11 protein-coding genes and 1 pseudogene are annotated in these 19,023 nt (G+C 58.7%); 4 read left to right on the top strand and 8 right to left on the bottom strand.

Annotated elements, in window-relative coordinates; genetic code table 11:
• Window positions 1-801 precede the first annotated feature (801 nt).
• The 4 genes from SO139_RS16865 (at window position 802) to SO139_RS16850 (ending at window position 4,942) form a co-directional block, all read left to right on the top strand.
• Window positions 802-1,689 carry a hypothetical protein gene (locus SO139_RS16865; RefSeq protein WP_498540242.1) on the top strand — a complete coding sequence of 296 codons (888 nt, stop codon included), beginning with the start codon at window positions 802-804 and terminating at the stop codon, window positions 1,687-1,689.
• Window positions 1,690-1,812: 123 nt separating this feature from the next.
• Window positions 1,813-2,187 (top strand): hypothetical protein, encoded by a 375-nt coding sequence (locus SO139_RS16860; RefSeq protein ID WP_498540241.1) that lies wholly within the window; start codon window positions 1,813-1,815, stop codon window positions 2,185-2,187.
• Between the two features lie 633 nt (window positions 2,188-2,820).
• The gene (locus SO139_RS16855; RefSeq protein ID WP_498540240.1) at window positions 2,821-3,714 is read left to right on the top strand and encodes a type III polyketide synthase; all 894 of its coding nucleotides are present in this window, start codon (window positions 2,821-2,823) and stop codon (window positions 3,712-3,714) included.
• 388 nt (window positions 3,715-4,102) lie between these two features.
• Window positions 4,103-4,942, top strand: a complete 840-nt coding sequence (locus tag SO139_RS16850; protein WP_498540239.1) for a radical SAM family protein — start codon at window positions 4,103-4,105, stop codon at window positions 4,940-4,942.
• Window positions 4,943-5,127: 185 nt separating this feature from the next.
• Here the strand turns inward: SO139_RS16850 and SO139_RS16845 are convergent.
• The 8 genes and pseudogenes from SO139_RS16845 to SO139_RS16810 all read right to left on the bottom strand — a co-directional run bounded on the left by SO139_RS16845 (window position 5,128) and on the right by SO139_RS16810 (window position 17,346).
• A pseudogene (locus tag SO139_RS16845) lies at window positions 5,128-6,434 on the bottom strand (IS701 family transposase).
• Window positions 6,435-7,143: 709 nt separating this feature from the next.
• Window positions 7,144-8,919 (bottom strand): tetratricopeptide repeat protein, encoded by a 1,776-nt coding sequence (locus SO139_RS16840; RefSeq protein WP_498540238.1) that lies wholly within the window; start codon window positions 8,917-8,919, stop codon window positions 7,144-7,146.
• 5 nt (window positions 8,920-8,924) lie between these two features.
• Window positions 8,925-9,575 carry a DUF3540 domain-containing protein gene (locus SO139_RS16835; protein WP_498540237.1) on the bottom strand — a complete coding sequence of 217 codons (651 nt, stop codon included), beginning with the start codon at window positions 9,573-9,575 and terminating at the stop codon, window positions 8,925-8,927.
• Window positions 9,576-9,598: 23 nt separating this feature from the next.
• On the bottom strand, window positions 9,599-10,543 hold the full coding sequence (locus tag SO139_RS16830) for a hypothetical protein (protein WP_498540236.1): 945 nt from the start codon (window positions 10,541-10,543) through the stop codon (window positions 9,599-9,601).
• A gap of 30 nt (window positions 10,544-10,573) precedes the next feature.
• Window positions 10,574-10,981: a DUF4150 domain-containing protein gene (locus SO139_RS16825; RefSeq protein ID WP_498540235.1), complete on the bottom strand. Its 408-nt coding sequence runs from the start codon at window positions 10,979-10,981 to the stop codon at window positions 10,574-10,576.
• Between the two features lie 3 nt (window positions 10,982-10,984).
• Window positions 10,985-12,061, bottom strand: coding sequence for a pentapeptide repeat-containing protein (locus SO139_RS16820; RefSeq protein WP_498540234.1), 1,077 nt, complete (start codon window positions 12,059-12,061; stop codon window positions 10,985-10,987).
• Window positions 12,051-15,203, bottom strand: coding sequence for a DUF2169 family type VI secretion system accessory protein (locus tag SO139_RS16815; RefSeq protein ID WP_498540233.1), 3,153 nt, complete (start codon window positions 15,201-15,203; stop codon window positions 12,051-12,053). Before SO139_RS16815 ends, SO139_RS16820 begins: the two co-directional genes overlap by 11 nt.
• A 1,072-nt stretch (window positions 15,204-16,275) precedes the next feature.
• Complete coding sequence (locus SO139_RS16810; RefSeq protein ID WP_498540232.1) at window positions 16,276-17,346, bottom strand: Gfo/Idh/MocA family protein; 1,071 nt, start codon at window positions 17,344-17,346, stop codon at window positions 16,276-16,278.
• Window positions 17,347-19,023: the final 1,677 nt, after the last annotated feature.

The following is a 19,023-nucleotide window of genomic DNA, read 5'->3' as shown; positions in this document are numbered from 1 at the left end:
GCGCTGCGGCGGCGATAGCTGTTCCAGCTCGGCTCGGGCTCCGCCCTTTTGGGGGCGCCTTGCCCGTGCCAGGGCTGAGGACGGTAAAAGACGAGCGCGGCGATGGTTGCGGTCGGGCTCAAGTCGTTGGTCGCGCGGCCTTAACGTTTGTAGCCAGGGGTAGCGTCGCTTCGGGGCTTTTGCGTTTGGTTCGGCAAGTGATTTCGAACTGGTCGTGCAGCACGCATGGCAAGCCTCGACGGGCGATTTCATCAATGCCGACGAACACGCCTCGTTCGTTTACGGCCATCTGCATTCTCTTCAATCCAGACTGAACGGTTTTGATTGAGGTTAGTTCAGTTCCGTTTTCGGCAGTTGATGCGGCTAGCGCGCAGAACTGAAACTGTTCGCGCGCGAACGACAGCTGAACGTGTGCTGCTTCTGACGGTGGTGCAAGGCATGTCGGAGTTAAACACCGGAGACCGGTTGTCGCGTGCGAACCTTCAAGCTTGAGAATTTGCGTTGATTCCGTTGGCGCGGCGCTTGCTTTTGAGATGCTCCAACAGGGGTAGGGTGCGGAGTACATTCTGGCTCGGAGATGAACCATGACGGATAGTCCGCCACACAAAAAAGCAAAGGCATGGCTCGCAAGACAGGCCCTCTGACCAACATGAGACGCTCGACTTCGACATCGACGAGGCACTTATTTCCCGCTTCGAAACGGAAGCCAAAAGGAGTGACCTCGCCGGGAATTACGTGCGATGGACGGCAAACGCGGCGCGAAGGTTTAGCGGATGGCTTCGCAAGTCCGGAAGGCCGCCAATGGCCAATCGGCTTAACCAACTGAATGCCGATGTGCAGGCCTATACAAGGGAGCTACGACTTTTTGAGGAGGAGGTCCTTACGCTCGAAAGAGCGCTGACGCGCCTTCGAGAGGTCGTTGCTGGAACACCGGTGGGTCGCCGCACCGCCAAGTCCGGCGATCATCTCAAAGCAAAGTGTGCCGAGGACGAGAGCCTTATTTCGTACTTGAGGAGGAGGGCACCCTCGCCTCTGCAGCCGACCACTGTCAGCGATTACGCGTCAGTTCTTCGCGGGTTCAGTGATTGGCTCCAAGAGCGCAAAATGGAGCCAATGGCTGGCCGCCTTCACGACGATACGTTGACGCAGGATGTTAAAGAGTACAGGGCTTATGCCCCCAAGATCATGTCCGCGTTGAGGTACCTTCGAGAGGCATACCGCGAACGCGAGGACCCGAGCGCCGGGGCACGCACTCACGTCACTACTGCGTCGTATGCGTCCGCGACGTCAGAGCCGCGTGAGGATGGTCAAGGTGCGCCTGTGGCGGATGTCTTTGGGCCATTGTCGGCTGCGAGGCCTGGGGAGTCGGCCTCCGGGTACGGCGGTTCGGCGGTGCCCGGTGTGTCGCCCGAGGTCGCGGGGTCGCCAGAGGCCTTCGTCTTGAGGGAGGAGGACTATGAACTGGTGAGGCCATTTCTGGAAAGCATGGCAACCCCTTCACAGCATGGCGCATCGCCGGCACTTCCTCAATCTGGCGGACACGTTGATGTTGCGGTGCCGCCGTGGCCTCCCCCCGCCGGACCATCGTCATCTGCCGCTGCTGCGGAGGCGTCCTCGAGCTTCGGCGGTCGCCGGCTAGTTGAGGATTTCGGACATATCGTCGGTTTGAGCTGGCAGCACGGTACCTAAACGGCCCCGGGCGTGCTGATCCGCGCACTTGATAGAGACAGGCTCCTGCCGAGGCCATTCCAGCCGACAAATTTCTGCATCCACGGTCTGCCCTATACCGCGCACTGGGCAGGAAGACGCGAGGTGGTGACACCAACTAATCCGCTAGGTATTGAAATTATTCTGATTCCGCAGCCTGAACACCATGGATCAGTGCAGGTGCGCCTCGAACCGGTCCCGCGATCTGTGGGAGCGGCATCGTCCGCAGCTAGGGCATCGTCTTCCGCGCATGGCGGTTTGGCAGGGCAGCACGACCTGCCAGACTTCGGATACGCCGTTGCGTTGGATTTTCAGGATGGTGACCAACTCGTTCCCGATGGTCTCTATATTGAACTGCGCCAATGGCAACTCGTGCCGAACGATTCTGCGTCAACGACAAGGTTTGCCATTAGGGGCGAGCTCTACACGGCGCAGTGGATTGGCGATGACCTTTATCTTATCCATCACCCTCGTCCCTGAGCAGCGCAACTGCCGGCAATTTATTGGTTCGCGAGTTCAGCGTTGACAGGCTCTGCAGCCCGGTTCGCTGAAAGGCCTGCCCGCCCTACCAATGGACTTTCGGCGGGTCTCCGACGGCGCAAAGAGTCTCAAGCCGATGGAGCTATCCCGTAGCTACAAAGAGAGCTTGAAATTGCCCGGACGCTGGCCGGGCCGAATAATCCAAACGTGCTAGGTGCCAACGCCGGATGCCAACTCCTCAAGCAAAGCGTTGCGACTTGAGTCCACTACCAGCCTTGGCAGTTGATGGAGAGATGCACACGTGGCAACCGTGATCGGCACACCGGCACGAAAGCCAAATTCAACACTGGCTCAGAAAAGAATGAAAGTTCCCGCTGAACAGATCGCCCGCATCGCGCTGATTCCATCGCGTCCTCTTTCCCGTTCCGCCCGGACATCCTGACTCGAACCCATCGCCGATCACCAAGGGGAACTGATGTCTAGGATTTTGGCTGTTGGGACGGCGTTACCGCCATTTCGCCTCTCGCAGAGCGAGGCCAAGAGACTAGCTGGCCGACACTTCCGATCTAAGACAGATACGCTGGGAAAATATCTCACAGTCTTCGATCATACGCTTGTCGATGAGCGGTTCGTGTGCGTCACGCCCGAATGGTTTCTGAGCGAGATCGCATAGGTGAGACAAACGAAGCATATCTGGCGTGGGCCAAAGAGCTCGCATGTGAAGCGACCGCTCGCTGTCTCGAACGTGCAGACGTCAAGCCAGAAGAGGTCGATCGGATCGTTTTCGTTTCTACGACAGGGATAGCAACCCCTAGCATCGACGTGGATCTGATCTCAAAATTGGGTTTGCGAAGAGATGTGAAACGGACGCCGGTCTTTGGCCTGGGATGTGCGGGTGGGGCATCGGGAATCGGTTTGGCAGGAGCAATTTGTCGGGCAACAAAGGGACGTATTCTAGTCGTTACGGTAGAGCTGACGTCGCTGACGTTTCAGCCGAATGATCTCACCCCTAAGAACGTCGTCGCTACGAGCCTTTTTGGTGATGGCGCTGCCACGCTTCTCGTCGCCCCAGCTGAAAGCTGTGCAGGTAAATTGGAAATCGTCAAAAGCAGCAGTCTGCTTTACCCTGACTCGACTTCTCTAATGGGCTGGCAGTTCGGCGATTCTGGATTTGAGATCGTCGTCTCAGAACGGATACCATCAATGGTGCGGGAACTGATGCCGCATGCGCTGGCATCGTTGCTAGCGGAGGATAAAATTCATCTTAGTCAGGTGAAGAGCTTGGTCTTCCATCCGGGCGGAAGAAAAATATTGGAGGTTTTCGAGCAAGGCCTTGGGAGGCCATCCAAGGACTTCTTTTCCAGCTACGAAACTCTTCGACGTTATGGAAACATGTCCAGCGCAACTGTATTGTTCGTGCTAGACTACGTGCTTGGGCACGAGCCCCAGGCTTCAGGATCGTACGGGATCTTGGCTGCGTTCGGACCAGGATTCTCGGCTGAAATGTCGCTGTTGAAATGGACATAAGCGACGGTGTTACCGAGGCGCAATCGCGCCAATCGGATCAGCCTTTTAAGTGTGGAGCGCAAGCGCTGAATCAAGAGCTTTCAGCGCGTTTTGCCTTGAGCCGGAAATCATTGCGCTCTGTGCCTAGTCCGGAACCATCGTGTCAACTGCACAGCGAAAGTTGTTAACTTGATTATTTCCGCCACCATGCAGCTTGTCCGCGCCATCCTACTTTCAATCGTGCCTCCCCCACACGACCTGTGCGTATCATGACGAATGACGGGGCGGGCTCCAACACAACGAGTGGAGAGAGGCGTTTGTAGGCTCTTCTGGCTAGGCAACTACAAGAATTCGCAGGTGACGGAAAGTCGGCTACGCAGCTTATCTCGAACATCGACGGGAGCGGAACATGTTACACCGACCGCATGAACGGCCCTTTGACGTGCGGGACCGGCGGATAATGGTTTCGTTGGGTCCGCTGACTCAACGTCGATATTGTGTCTATCGGTGCCCGTTTTGCTATGTCGAGGCCGGCTTCCTGAAGTACGCTGCCCTGAAGATCCCCGAGATCATCGAATGGATCAAGTCGGTTCGTGAGCCGTACGATATTATCTACATAAGCGGCGACACCGATTCGTTTTGCCCTCCGCGAGCGGAGATGGGACTAGCTTTGCTTCGAGCTCTTCTCCAATTCGGCGTCGATCTCCTCTTTACGACCCGGGCTCCCTTCAATGAGGACCATCTGCGCGAACTAAAAGACATAAGTGACCGCTGCAGATCGAAAGGCCGGCGAGTCTTCGGCTACGTGAGTGTTGCACAGCTTCATCATCCGCATCTTGAACCGCGTCCTATCCCATCTCCATATGAACGGATTGCGCAATTGGGCCGCTTCAAAGCCAACGGACTTATTAGCGTACTGGCTCTGCGCCCATTTCTTCCAAACGTACCGGTCGAGGAGTACCTCGAGATAGTCAAGCTCGTGCAAACACGTGCGGACATTGTTGTTGGAGAAGTCTGGTACGCGGACCAAGCCGGGAAGCTGGATAAACGCGTGTTCCGGGATGCGTCTGCAAACTATCCCTTCACACTGAAAAAGATGGACTTTGACGAAAACGAAAAGGTTTGGAAGGTGTTTGAAGCTAAAGAGGTTGAAGCGAGCGTGTCACAATTGTGCGCCGACCTGAACCTTCCATTCTTCATGCGCAGTAGGCCGGCGATCGAATGGGCTCGCCTCAGTCTCGCGAAATAGGTTTCCTAGTCGGGCAACTTCCCAGGTTGCGGAAGAAAAATGCCCTAGTCTTACTGCGTCATAAATTTCGATAGCTGCTTTGACTTGAGACTGCCCTGATGCAACAAGGGCATCGAGATAGTGTGGACGCGAGAGCGGCGCTCAATCTTCGCCGAACGGTCGCGATCGAATTTGGAACGTGTCGTTCAGGCCGCAATGGCGGCCCCCCTCGGGCGATAAGTTTCGGGAATTGTAATTTCTTCGAAAAGCCCCACGGAACGTGTTGGTGAGGGGGAAATCGTCTCCCGCTCGGAGACCAGGAATCCGTAGGCCGCGATGCACAGCGTTGCGTGATGGTGGAAGCCACGCCAGCCTCGCCCCTCGAAGTAGCCAAGGCCGATCTCCTGTTTGAGTTCGTGGTAATCGCGCTCAATGCGCCAGCGCAGCTTGGCAGTGTCGACCAGCTGACGGAATCCAATGTTCGCCGGAAGCGTCGAGAACCAATATTTGGTCGGTGCTTCCTCGCCCTCCGGCCACTCGATCAGCAGCCATTCCTCCGGCCGGCTTTCGGCGAGGCAGTAATCTCGATGTGCCGCACGGATGCGCACACGGGCAAAGCGCGAGGATAAGCGTTCTGCCGTCCCCTCACGCCACGTGATCTTGCGCCAAGCATCGATTGGCAGGCCAATCGCAAGCTTCTTAACTGAGATCGGTTGATGCTTGCCATCGCGTCGCAGCAACTTCGGAGGTCGCCCGCTCCCCGACCACTTCTTCGGCGCCCGCGGCCCAGTGCCAGGGCGCCATACGGACGTTTGTGGCTGGATGCCGGCCACATAGTTCAAGCCGAGATCTGTGATACTCGTACGCAGATCGGTATCAGCGCCATAGCCGGCGTCCATCAGCACTACGCCTCGCGGCAAGCCCCCTGCACAGGCCCAGTGCAATTGCTCAAGCGCGATGGCCGGCTTGGTTTTGAAGGTGATCTCCTTGGGCACACCGGCTTTGCGCCGACGCGGACGGTCGGTCGCCCACTCCGTCGGTAGATAAAGGCGATACGCTACCGGCAGGCTCGCATGATGGTTGGCAATCGAAAGGGTCACGGCGACTTGACAATTGTCTTGCTTGCCCAGTTGGCCGCAATATTGCCGTGCAACCCCGACCGAATGTGCCGCCCCTTCTTTGGAAAGCCCGTATCATCGATGATCCAAGCTTCGATCTCTCCGTGGCGTTCGATGCTCGGCAGCACCAACTCACGGACCTTGGCCAACACTTGCTGGTCCGACCAGTCGCCTTGACCGACAAAATGCAACAACGACTGGTGTTGCGCTGCTGTCCGCTCAGGAGCCGTGATCGCCGCCATCGGCTCGACGCTCTTGCGATCGCAAGGCATCATCAGACCGGTGCAGTAATCGCGAAGCGGTTTGGCTCGGTCCGCGCGCCCGATCCCACTCGTAAGACCCTCAACATACGCCGAAAACCGCGACGCTACGTCCCCCGATTTTGCTAGACCCATCTCAGCCTCTCCCATGCTGAAAAGATGAGTCTTCTCAAATATATGATCCTTCTCGGCAGCGGCCGCGGCACTCTGACTCAGTAAGACTAGTTCCCGTCTTGCCAGTTGTCGTGGGGAAAGACACTGCTTCGCTCGCCTTCGAAAGAGCGGCAAAGATTGCCCGCTTGTCGGCCTTGAGCATATTCAGCCAATGCGCCATACCGCGCATGATCGGCACAGCTCAGCTCTCAAACCGAAAGCAGAGGTCACCTTTTGTGTCTTGTAAACACCAATCCGCAAGCGCGTAACTCCGATATGAGAGCCTGCGTAGACAGACTGGCCCGGCAGAAGGTTCGCTAATGGGCTCTCACCCATCACTGCGGAACGGCGGGTCGCGACCGGCGTCTGTCTTTTTTGCTGAGTGCCAGCTGATCACGGGTTCGCCCAGAAGAAAGAGGTCAAGGCCAAGTCATTCACTTTGGAGTGCGAATGCGGCAGCGAGCATAATCCGGAACCGAAGGGCCGCGTTAGGTCAAGGTGTGGAGCGGTTTCCCTCGCGACAAACGCGGAACGTTTGTGCGCGGAGATCATGCAAACAACAGCCTAAAGCGCGAGGACGGGTTCTCCTAATCTCAACGCGCTTCAGGCGCGAGGCTGGGCAGTTCGGAAGCAACCGATCGTGCTGGGCCCAGATCCAGACTTTAGATTCTCGGGCATCCGCGCAAGCCGTTCAATCGATGGCGGCCGCGTTCAGTAGCGCGGCGAGCCGGCGCCGACCTTCATCGATCGCTCCCGACCAATTCCCGAGCCCTTCCTGCACAACTACTTCGAATAATGGGTACCAGAGCGGCGTTCCGTTGTCCTGGGCCCAGTACCAAGGGTAGCCGTTTGGCACGAAGACGACGCCGGGAATCCCGAGCGCCCCCGCAATGTGGACCGCGAAGCTGTCGGGTCCGACCACCGCGTCGAGATTAGCGATCGCTGCGATTAATTCGGCTGGGCTGTCAACGTGCGCACCAGCATCGATGGGGCGACACCATCGCTTCATGTCGTGCCGTTCCGCGTCGGTCATCAAACTGACCGGCGTGATTGAGGCGGGGAGCGTAGCGGCGATCTGTTCCATGGATAGACCGAGAACACCACCGTCCCAGACGATGCCGACCAACGGTCGTGCAAACCCGGCCAGAGCGTTGCGCCATTTGGCAAAAAGCTCTGAATCCGGTCGCAGATAAGGGATGTCATCGGCAATGTTGCGAGCATCGACCGCCAGTATGCGCATCAACGATTGAAGCGGGGTGGTGGAGAGCCCAGACTTTGGCTCCTCTAAAATGACCTGCTCAGCTAGGCTAGCAAGAATTGCCTGATAATGTGGCTCCGCGATGACTCGTACAACTTGCTGGCTTGCCAGTAGTCGCAAAAGACGAGCGAGCGCCACGAATTCGAGTACGCAAGTTGTCGGCGGCACAAAAACCGGCGTCGCAAGAGGCAAGGCGATCGGCTCGGGCGTCGGGAAGCGACCGAGCGTCAGTTCAAGGGTCGTCTTGAGGCACATTGCCGTTTCATCGTCGGGGCGCGTGCGCGCGACGTGGCTGGCAAGCGTGAGGGCGTCGCCAAACCGGCCGACAAGCTGCAGGGTGCGCGCCAGAACAATGGCGGCGGAAAGATCGGATTTGCGGGTGCGTACGAACTGCGTGAGCTCTGCAATGCCCCGATCCACCTCGCCGTTGGCGATCGTGGCACGGGCCAGGATTTCGCGTGCGCCAAGATGCGTCGGCGCATAGGCAAGCAACTTCCGGCAAGCGACCTCTGCTTGCGGCCAGAGTCCGGCCGCGGCCCGGCAATAGGCCAGATGCAGAAGCCCGGCCGTATCGAGCGGGGCTCGTAAATGCGCGCGTTCCGCAAAATTCATCGCTTCGTCGAAGCGGCTCCGTTCAAGCATGAGTACCGACAAGTTGCGCAGCGTATCGGGATCGTCCGGGGCAAGTTCCAGGGCACGAAGAAAGGCAGTCTCAGCCGACGCGCAGTCACGCAAGGCGAGATCGATGGCTCCAAGTTGGAGGAAGGCCCGCGCATTGGCAGGCTCGCGTTTTAGAGTCGCCTGCGTGATCACGCGCGCTTGCGCAATGTCGCCTCGGCACAGCAGAGCATGAGCGAGGGCGAGCTTGATGTCTTCGTTGTACGGGACGAGCGCCGCCGCGCGTTCCAGACAGATCACTGCCTCGTCGAAGCGACCGAGCAATTCATGAGCGGTGCCGAGATTAGTAACGAGCCCAGCGTGCTCAGGATAGAGAGTTGCCGCTTCCGCCAGCATCTCGAACGCAAGCTCGATCCGGCGACGCGCGAGCGCCAGTGTTGCCTTTGCATTGAGCACATCCGGATCGTTCGTTATGATACTGACATCGTTCAGCAGCGCCTCCGCATCATCGAGACGGTTGGCGGCAATGAACTCCTGCGCCGCTCTAAGGCGGTCTTGCCCAGTCGGCGCCGGAAAGCTACTGGTCAGCATGCTCGCTATGCGACCGTCACCCGTTTGCCGTCGAGGCGGAGATCCTCGGTCACGGTAATGACCTTGCTGTGCGCCGTCTCGGAGGCAATGCCGGTCACGTTAACTGCCTGGGTTTCGGTCTGCAGCGAGTCGATACGGTCGATGATGGCGATCCGTTCGCCTGCTTTTACCGTAAGCGAATCGGCGCTCGCATCCTGGATGCGTGTCACGCTGCGGAAACGATCCGCAATCAAACTAAAGAGCCTGCCAATCCAGGTGGCCTTGTCCGCAAGCACGGCAAACAGTTCAGTCTGCAGATCGATAGTGTCGGCGCGCAGGGACATTCGCTGACGCCCGGCGATGGCGATGGTGTTGCCCTCGATCGATATATTGCCTCCAGAAGGCAAAGCAATGATTCCGCAACTTGACGTCCTCCGCTCGAGCACGGCCAGAACGAAGACTTGCCCCGCATCGCTGAAAACCAACACGAGGTCCTGAGTAATCGGCCGAACTAGGCAGCCGAAAGCCATCGTCGCCGTATGACGGGCGCCGGCGACTTCCACCTCCAAGGCTACGCCATTTTCATCGACTGCCACGACGCGGGCAGTGTGATGGCCCGAGCCAAGCAGGCGCTCGGTTGTTGCCAAGAGGTCAGCGTTTGCGGAGCGGAAGGCCATTGTAATTTTCCAACTCCTGCTGGCTAAAGGTACAGCATCGTACGCCAGTTTTGAGTCTTATACCCGCCGGTCGCGCTCTCGACATCGCACACTCTGTTGACAACCTGGTGCTCATCGGAGCTCAATTCGCTACGTTGCACTTGTGCGTCTGCGACCTGCACGCGCGTTTCGCACCACGTGCCGTCGAGCTTGACCTTTTTCACGTCAGCATCGTCCACCACCTTGAGATAGGTCTCCTTGACGTAGCGGATATCAGAATCAGTGACCTGCACGTTGTATCCACCGATGATCCTGGTAACATTTCCAGTGACTTTGTTGAATTCGTTGCCGACCGTGAGCGTATTTGCAAAGAGGAATCTGATCGAGCAGTTGCCGCCACGGCTGATTGAAAGGTTGTAGCCATGCCGGATTGAGATCGCGGCGCCGAGAAACCCTGCTACGCTGAGGCCCATAGCCGCGGTAACGCACGCGCCCGCCACGCAGGTGACTTTGGCGCCCCCATAGATTTCCATAGCCGAGCCGCGCGTGATCCGTTTCGAGTTGCCATGAGTGATCTCCGAGGAGTCGCCCTTGGCGGTCTGCTTGTAGTTCAACGCCGTCGTGCTGATGTCGCCTGCGCTGCCGTCGCCACCGGCGCTGATCGATACGTCGTTCTGCGCCGAAATGTCATAGTTGCCGTTTGAGACCGTATATTTGGCGTCGCCGTTCCTGACCTCGGTCGTGTGACCGCGACCAATTTTCATGAGTGCAGCGCCATCAGCGGTTACCTGGAAGTCCTTCTTGGTGAAGGCAAGTATACCAGCGTGGTCGGTTTCGTGTGTGGTTGAAGTTTTGTCGCTAGTCGTGGTGAGATCGGTGACAATCTCCTCCTCGCCGACCGAATATGCGCCGAGGCGCAGATAGCTCGAGCTCGTCAGGGGAGAGTTTGGTGTTTCGGGGACGAAAAATCGGGCGTAGGCATCCGGCATAGTATCCTCCATTATTCCGCTATCTGCGCTTTAGCGCAGCGCCATGAATCGTGTTTGGGACGGAGATATCGACAGTCCGAATGTGTTTGGGTTGGAACCATTCTGCTTGGTTGGCATCGCCATCTTGGTTGCCGGCGGGCCACCGATAAACAAGTTAGTAGATCCCTTCATGGCGCGGCCTGGACCCATGACGGTGCCAGACATGACGCCGAGGGCCACACCCGCGTTGTCGCCCGTGGATGATGCTCGCACCGTCGTCATGTTGTGCGCCGGCATACACATGAGCAGGCAACGAGATTGGGTGGGCATGCCCAACGTGTTCAGATTGATATTTGGATAGGGGCTCGGCGCGACGGCGGGACCGACCGGTGTGTTGCATACGTCAGGAAAGCCGAGATCTTGCGCTGACATCGGACCGTTGGCATTGACGAAGGACATGGTTCAGAACTCTCTATTGAAGGGAATCACGGAGCTGGCGTCGTACAGTTCGGCGACGGCGCGTTCAGGTATCGTTGGCAGGGCGCTACCACGCGTGCCCACGAACAGGCTGCCTTCCGTCGATGCACAGTGAAAATCGGTGCGTAGAAACCGTGTGCCGGAAAAGTCGCTGCCGTCGACCTTGGCATGTTGCATTAGCGCATAGGGCATGTCGGCACCGCGGAATGAGACGGCCTTGGCGGACGCACGCGTGAATACGGCCATCTCCAGTGTTGTCTTCGTGAGATCGCAGCCGTCAAGGCGCGCTTCCAGAAAGATGCATTGCTTCAAATTGGCGCTTCGCAAGTTGGCCGCTCGCAAGTCGGCCTTGTCAAACAGTGTATTAGAGGCGTTGGCGCCCGAGAGATCTGCACCGACGAGGATGGCGCCTGGCAGTATCGAGCCGGAGAGGTCTACACCGGACAAATTGGCGTCGTTCAGCTTGGCGCCGCTCAAGTTCGCGCGCGTCAGCGTGAGGCCTGTGAGGTCCCGCTCGGAGAGATCGCATTCCGCAAACAGGATGGTGTCGCATCGCATGCCGGTGAGACTTGCACTGCGCAGATCGGCCTGGGTAATGGCTGCGTTCGTGAGGGTCGCGCCGTCGAGCACGAGGGTGGCCAGGTCGCAGTCCATGATGGCGCTTTGTGACAGGGTAGCGTCACGCAGGACGGCGCAGGCCAGGACGCAGCGCATGGCTGTCGTTTGGGTGAAGCGCGTCTTGCTGAAGTCGCTACGGCTGAGATCCGAAGACATGAACGTCGACTGGACCAAAGTCGCCCGTCGCCAATTGGAATGGCCCGCGCAACAACTGATAAACGTGCATTTGTCTAAGCAAGTGTCGGTGAACGAGGCGCCGCTGAAGTCGCAGTCCTGAAACGTCATGCCAGTCAGGGAAGTGCTACTGAAGTTGCTGTTGCGAAAGGAGGAGCTCAGCACCACGCCCTCGTTCAGGGACAGCCCAGATAGCGCCTCGCCATCAAGATTGACTTGGCGTACCGGGACGCGGTGGGCGATTGATTGCAGCAGCAGATCAATTGACATGGCGAGGGACTATAAGGACGGTGCGATCGATATTGGCATTGCTCAGATCCGCTGCGACCAATGTCGAATCCATCAGGTCGGCACCGTAGAGATTTGCACTGCGCAAACTGGCGCCGGCCAGATCAGCCTGATTGAGATGTGCCTCGAGCAGGTTGGCGGCATAGAAGTCGCAGCCGCGCAGGTCGTTACCGGTGAAGACCGCCCCTTTCAGCGAGGTCATTCGGAAGGTCGCGTGCAACAGAGTGGACTTGCCAAAATAGACACCGTTAAGCCGCGCCATGCTGAATTGGGCGCCGGCGATGTCGGCGTCCTGAAACGAAAGCCTGTCCCCGCTGCTGCGGTCGAAGCGGGCATTGCGCAGGTTGATCTCGCCGATGAAGCTGACCTGGTCGAATTCCGAGGCGCTGAGATCGAGTTGCGGCGCTGCCACTTTTAGAAAGCAGGTTTGCGCGAGGCGGGCGCCGGAAAAAGCCCCACCAGACAGCGACAAGTCCAAGAACTGGGTTTGCTGGAGGAGAGCACCCTGCCATATGCTATTGTCCAGGGCGGATTGAATGAAACCGCATTGCTGCAACTTTGCAGAGCGGAACGTTGCCCCGATCATTGGCACCTGCAACAGTTGAAGATTGGTGAGATGCGCCTGGTCGAAGGACGCGCCCACCATTCGTGCACCGAGAACGTTCGTACGAACAAGCCGGCCACTTGCGAAACGCGTCCCGCGGCAGTCAGCTTGACCAAGATTGGCGTCGGTGAGGTCGGTCGCGCTTAAATCGGCGTTGATGAGCACCGCGCCGGCAAGTGTGGCCTTCATCAGTTTGGCGCCGGCGAGGTTGGTTCCGTTCAGCTTGGCGCGTTCGAGAAAGGCGCCAGAAAGATCCGCTTTTACGAATTGCCTGCCAGAGAGGTCGGCGCCGGCAAGATCGCGGCCGGCTAGCGAACGGACGCGGCTGAATTCTTCCTCAACGACGTCGCCCAGCGCGCGCGCCACAGCTGGAGCCAACACCGATTGAGGTTCGAGCGGCTTGGGTGAGGCCAGCCTGACTGCTGCCATGGCGGTTGTCAGCTGACCTTCGCCTTTGTCGATCTCAGTCCGAAGGTCTCTCACCGCTTCCTTTGTTTCCACGATAGCCATGTCCAGCGCCGCGTCGGGCGTATCGGCGAGCGGCGGCTGATCGGTCCCGATCAAGGCCTCGAACGGTGCGCGACCATCGCTGGCTAACGCTGGGAGCGCATTGCTGAGCGCCGCCTCGGCATCGGCGAAGGCCGTAAATAGAGGCTGCACGGTTTCAGCGGGTAGGCCGCGGTTCTCGATCTGCGCCGCGATCTCATCAATGGTGGGTCGCGGTGGCGGCTCGGATCTGACGTGGGCTTCCTCTGGCAGCGCAAGGGAGGGGATGTCGGGTGGTGAAAAAGCATCGTCCGACAACGCGGTTCGCATCGACTCAAGCGGTCTTCCAGCTGGCAGGCCAAAGAAGCGAGCATGCGCAAGTTCGAGTTGTTTGTGCTCGTCGACCGACGGTGCTACGGCGCCAACAATCTCACCACGCCAATCCGTCGCCCCCGCGAGCGTAATGTCGAGCTCGTGCAGGAGGGGCAGATCGATCTCCGCCGGCAATGCAGCCAATGACGGGATTTGCTCAAAGCTTGTGTCCATCGCGTGTGCAGCGTCCATGCTGCCGATCGCGGCAAGCAGTGCGTCGATATCGGTCGATGCGGCATTGCCGCTCGAAAGCCTTTCATAAGCTCCGCGCACGGGCTCGCATTGAGCCGCGAGCTTGTCGATGTCGGAGCTGGCCTTGTCGTAGACAGTCTCCACCGCGTCGAGGATCTCGGCCAAGTCGATTTCGCCGCTTTCGAGTTCCTCGGGCAACAATTCGGGAATACTTGATGGTTCAATGGACGGTGTCTCGATTGTAGGACGCAGCACAGGAGGAAGGTCGACACGGGCGAGTTCCTGATCGAGCGCCCAGCGCCTGGAGGCCTGCTGCTGCGCTGCACGCTGTTCGGCCAATTCTTCTCGCTGCGCTGCGCGACGCTCCCGTTCAGCAGACGAAAGCTCGGGCTTGAGTTGATGTTCCGCAAAGGCGTAGCGCGCGGCGGTTCTCGGATCGAGACGCAGCCGTCTGACATTCAGATAATGGTCTGTCGACCGCGCAGGGTCGCTCTTCCGCTCGTAGGCGAGCATAATGTCGGCAACGTCGCTGCCGTCATTCTCCTGCACGGCAATCGCGGCGCGGTAGATCATGATGCCACGGCGGGCTCCGGCGAACAGCCACAGCGTGTCGATGCGCGTCTGAAGTTCGCTGACGGCGCGCGCCGGATCGCTCCAGCCGATGAAGCAGCGCACGCGAAACGCCGGTAGATGGCCTTGGATCAACGGCTGTTCAGACGAGAAGTTTTGCAGCCCGTATGGCTCTCCGCCGCAAAGAAAGCCGCTTAGGCGCTGGTCTGGCGGTGCGAACAGGAAGAGGCGCGGATCGACATCAAGCGCTAACGCCGGAGCGACCGATTTCAGCCAGGCGGTGTCGTAAGTGCCGGCGTATCGCAGGCGCTCCTTACAGTCGAGTGCCATTGGTCCGAACGCCGCGGGCTCCGCCGCTGTTTCGATGAACTGGACCGCGTGCTCGGGATCCTCCACATTGGGTAGCGCCACCAGCTCGCCAGCCATGCTGCGGCCAAAAGCGTCGTGGCCGATGCCGGTCGGGTTCGAGGGATGTCCGACCCCGCCGAAGGCGCGCTGCCGCGTTAGCGGCATCTGCTGGAAAGGTTTGGCAGCTGTTGGTCGCCAGCCGGAGGTCGTCATCTGCCAATAACGATCGCCAGTCACTAAAAGGCGTTTCTGCATCGGTCCGAGCGACCATCCTAACATCATGCGCTGGGTCGGCCGTCCCTTGGGCGCCGCCGCATGTCCACCGATGAGTACTTCCGCTTGTGGTTTGGGCATCCCGATGTCAAGCGGGCTGCCGGGCGGCAGCTCTTTCGAGCCCATTACCCAAAGCTCCTGCTCGCCTTCCAGACGGTCAGCGCTTGGGTTGGCTAGGTCGAACATTGCGTAGACGGAAATGATGAGGCTTGCCCCGCGAGCGCGGCGCTCGCATTTGGTCAGCAGACCGAGCGTTCGGGGCTTTATAAGAATGGGCATGAGAGCGCCCCGCTAAATGTCCCACCGCAACCTTAGTTCTCCGGCGTGACAGAGTTACGAATTGATCTGTCGCCAAGGCGCGGTCAATTGACGCGCATGGCAGCCGTCCGCCCGGAGAGAGCATCGTGCGATTGCGTGCAACAATTTTCTTCCAACGTTTGCCGCGATAATCGCGGGAAACGAAGTCGTTTCGCGGGCACGGCCACTTGTCTGTGTCCCGTTTCTGACGGACGCACAACGGCCTGTCGTGTTCGAGACAGCAATCGTGGTCTGTCGCGCGTCTTCGATCAAACTGGGATCGGAGCCTCAGTCGCCTTCTGAAGGGAAATATCTTGCCTGCGCATTGTAGCAACGACTGACTGGCAGCGTTTCAAGCAACGTTTACACTTGCTCTCTTCGCGCGTTCAGTGGCTGGCTTGGTGTCCACAGCAAACAGTCCACGCTGGCGGTATCCCGCGACAGATTGAGATTAAGTGCTTGTGAGTAGCGGCCTACAACGGGCCACGAAAATATCATGGCAGCGCCCGACACACTTCGTGCAGTAAAAACGTCCGCAGGCCGGATAGGGGACCTCGGTCTCTCACCACTACGCTGGGCGCAATAAATAGTTCACGCGTTTCAATGTATGAGTAACGTGCACCTCGCGCGAGCGGGGGTGAATACAGCAGAACGACAAATGCCGCGCTCTTGGGCTCTCCGACGGGTCAATTAAGACAGTGGCAAACGCTATAGCAGCGCCAGCTCCATGCTGCGCTGCGAGTGCGGGGACGTGGCGACGGCCGTGGCCCGGATCGAACACCTGATTCATCGGCACGGCATCCGCGCTCTTATGGCACCGCTGCGCTCATCATGGCCTGCTGATCGCAGAAGCTCACCATCGCAACTCTGCCGGCCGCCGCGGTGAACCGAATCTAACTCGTCGATATCACGTACATTCCGACTGCGAGGAGGTTGGGTGTACCCTGGTCGTGATCGTGGACCTCTTCAGCCGGAAGATCGTCGGTTGCGCGAGGCTGCTTCACAAGCTGGTCGAACTCGTCCCGCCCGCATAGCGGAGCAGGCAGAAGTCTCCTCAGAGAGCCAGTCGTCGATCGGTCGAAGGGGTAAATCGCACCATGTCTGGCGTTGGATGCCGGGCACGCGGAGGGGATGAGATGGTTTGCGGCTGTCCGGTCAGGGCGGCCTTTTCGATTGCGATTAGTGCGCGCAAGTCTGCCAATCCCTCGTCGCCATCAGCCTCGGGCGGCGTACCAGCCTCGATGCAAGCTGAAAAGTACTCCACCTGCGCACCAAAATGGTCGATTTGCGGGAAGTGAGTTTCGCCGACCTCGCCGCCACGGCGCAGGCGCAATCTTGTTGCCGTCTCGAACCTAAAGCCTGGGTCGAGTTCGAGATCGCCCGTTGTTCCGACGACCCGATAATTGTCGACGACGGCCGCCCCGAAACTGGCGACGAATTGCGCGAAACCGCCGGAGGGAAAACGCAGCGTGGCTGCGACGGACGCTTCCACCTCGCGAAAACGCGGATCATCAGTCGGTCTGTGCGACATCGCCATGGCCTCTATCGGCTCTTCTGCAAAGATGTGACGAGCGGCATTGACGCAATAAACACCCACGTCTTGCAGTGGTCCACCCCAACTCGCGGCCTTTAGTCTGTGGTTCCCTGCCGCCGTCTGGAAACTGAAAACCGATTGAAAGAAAAGTGGCCGGCCGATCGCGCCGTTGCGGATATGTTGGAGGATCGCGACGGTTCCAGGTTCATTGTGAAGCCTGTACGCGGTCATCAGAAACGCACCAGCTTCGCGCGCAGCGGCGATCATGGCGAGAGCATCTTCTTCGCTGGTAGCTAGCGGCTTCTCCACCAGGACGTGCTTGCCGGCGCGAGCGGCGCGAATTGCGTAGTCCGCATGCAAGTGGTTGGGTAGAGCGATGTACACAGCGTCGACGTCAGTGCTCTTCAAAAGGGCATCGTATCCGCCATAGTTGACGATCTGGCCAATATCATAGAAATCCGCCAACTTGGCGGCCTTATCCCGATCGCCGGTCACGATCGCGGTAACCCTTGAGTTCGCGGACTGTCCAACACCTGGTAGAAAGGCTTGTTGCGAGATCGCGCCCGCGCCGACAACTGCATAGTTGATCATCGTTTCCTTTCACATGGCTCGCATCGAATTGCGTGCGAGACCGATAGAATTCCGTTCGGCGTCTTCACCCTCTATCTGTCAGTCATACGGCGACGTGGTCCAATTAGGAGATACCACGCCATTTCCGGCGCGAGGCTCGGCGAGTTTCTCTGCGACGGCCGAGGCGACAAAGGTGTCCCATACGTTCGCCCGACCGGAAGTGCCGGCTTTTGCTGCGTTGATCCATTCAGCCATCTGCCTGCGGTAAATGTCCCCAAATCTCCGCAGCACCCATTTGTCTGAATACAAAAGATCGCCGAGGCTGTCTCTGTTGAAGAGCCGAAGCGATGCGGCAGCCAGCGACTACCGTGCCTTGCCGACCGATCAATTCGACATGAACATGATGCCGCAGCTGGCGTTTATGAAAACCTCAGCCGATCTCGTTCTCGTCGGTTTACATCGAGTCGCGAGGGGGTCACCGCTGGGCCTACCGTCCACTCCGCAGAAACCATCTTCGATTCCAAAAGCCCACCGCTGATGTTGATCGCGTGGACCCACGAATTCGTGAAGGCCGCCCGACCGATAGACCACTTCGGCCACCAGCGTTTCGGAGCGCCGAAAGGCGAATGCTCCATAGGGAGCCTCCTGCGCGCGAGCTGCATCGGCGTCCAAAACCCCCGCAAGGTAAACACCGGGATTTATCTGCGGGAGTATCGGAGTATGTTTGGCCCGCATTACCTCCGTCCTGAGAGCTCCTATTTTGACGCTCATTTCAGCTCCCCTCCGAACGTCCCACCAGATGACTGATCCGGTGGATTAACTGTTAGACTGCGGCCAGATCGAGTCGGGCCTGCCAATTGCGCCTGACTTTGCGGATGCATTGTCGCGGCTGGCTCTCTGTTGCGGCAATGATTGCCAAGTCGCAAGAACATCAGAACCAAAGGTTGGCAGGGACCGACGTCCACGTTCCAGCAATTGCCGTGCCACCAAAGACCTCGTGCAAACCTTGTTTGAAGGAGGCGACGCATACTGAGCCGACGTCAGGCTTTAGGCGCAAATCTCGCGAGCCCAGCACCCACCTGCCTCAGTGGGGCAATGCATGACACTGGGTCCAAAGACTCCTTCGATGTCCTGCACTTTGCGGCAACTGCGGTCGTAACTGCCGACCAACCCAAATGCGCTCCAGCGCCAGCACTTATAAAGTGTCTGATGTTCAGCCGCGTTCAAGCCGAGGAACTAGAGTAATGATGTGGCCTTGCGCATTGTTCGGGGTTGCCTCCCGTCGTCCGGCGTCCAATCGCGCCGTGTAAGGCCAACCGCGGATGTACAGATTTGTCGGCTGGAACAGCCTCGGCAGGACGCCCATTCTGTTCAATGCGCCGATCAGCGCGTCGGGGGCCGGTTGCTTGCCATGGTCCCAGCTCCCACGGACGACACGTCCGAAATCCCACATTGACCACAGACCACTGATCTCGAGCGCGATTTCGAATCCTCAGTAGTTGAGAACGTCGAGACTTCCATCTCCGGCCAAGTCTTTTCTGGATCGTGCTCCTGTTCGGGGAGGACCACAGCGCCTATCTCGCCGGGAAGGCCCAGAAGACGTTCACCTAAACTTCTAACCTTACTTGTGTCAAACAGAACGACCTCGCAGGAGCTCTCATATTCCGTTTTCACTCCGTCCAAGCCATGCTTCTGCGC

Source organism: Bradyrhizobium sp. UFLA05-89 (assembly GCF_059803475.1).
Note: the sequence above shows the minus strand (reverse complement) of the source record. Positions and strands in the feature narration are given on the sequence as shown.

Coding starts and splice junctions, on each gene's coding strand:
- SO139_RS16865 (WP_498540242.1), top strand. CDS start 802: ATGGCCAATCGGCTTAACCAACTGAATGCCGATGTGCAGGCCTATACA.
- SO139_RS16850 (WP_498540239.1), top strand. CDS start 4,103: ATGTTACACCGACCGCATGAACGGCCCTTTGACGTGCGGGACCGGCGG.
- SO139_RS16840 (WP_498540238.1), bottom strand. CDS start 8,919: ATGCTGACCAGTAGCTTTCCGGCGCCGACTGGGCAAGACCGCCTTAGA.
- SO139_RS16835 (WP_498540237.1), bottom strand. CDS start 9,575: ATGGCCTTCCGCTCCGCAAACGCTGACCTCTTGGCAACAACCGAGCGC.
- SO139_RS16830 (WP_498540236.1), bottom strand. CDS start 10,543: ATGCCGGATGCCTACGCCCGATTTTTCGTCCCCGAAACACCAAACTCT.
- SO139_RS16825 (WP_498540235.1), bottom strand. CDS start 10,981: ATGTCCTTCGTCAATGCCAACGGTCCGATGTCAGCGCAAGATCTCGGC.
- SO139_RS16820 (WP_498540234.1), bottom strand. CDS start 12,061: ATGTCAATTGATCTGCTGCTGCAATCAATCGCCCACCGCGTCCCGGTA.
- SO139_RS16815 (WP_498540233.1), bottom strand. CDS start 15,203: ATGCCCATTCTTATAAAGCCCCGAACGCTCGGTCTGCTGACCAAATGC.
- SO139_RS16810 (WP_498540232.1), bottom strand. CDS start 17,346: ATGATCAACTATGCAGTTGTCGGCGCGGGCGCGATCTCGCAACAAGCC.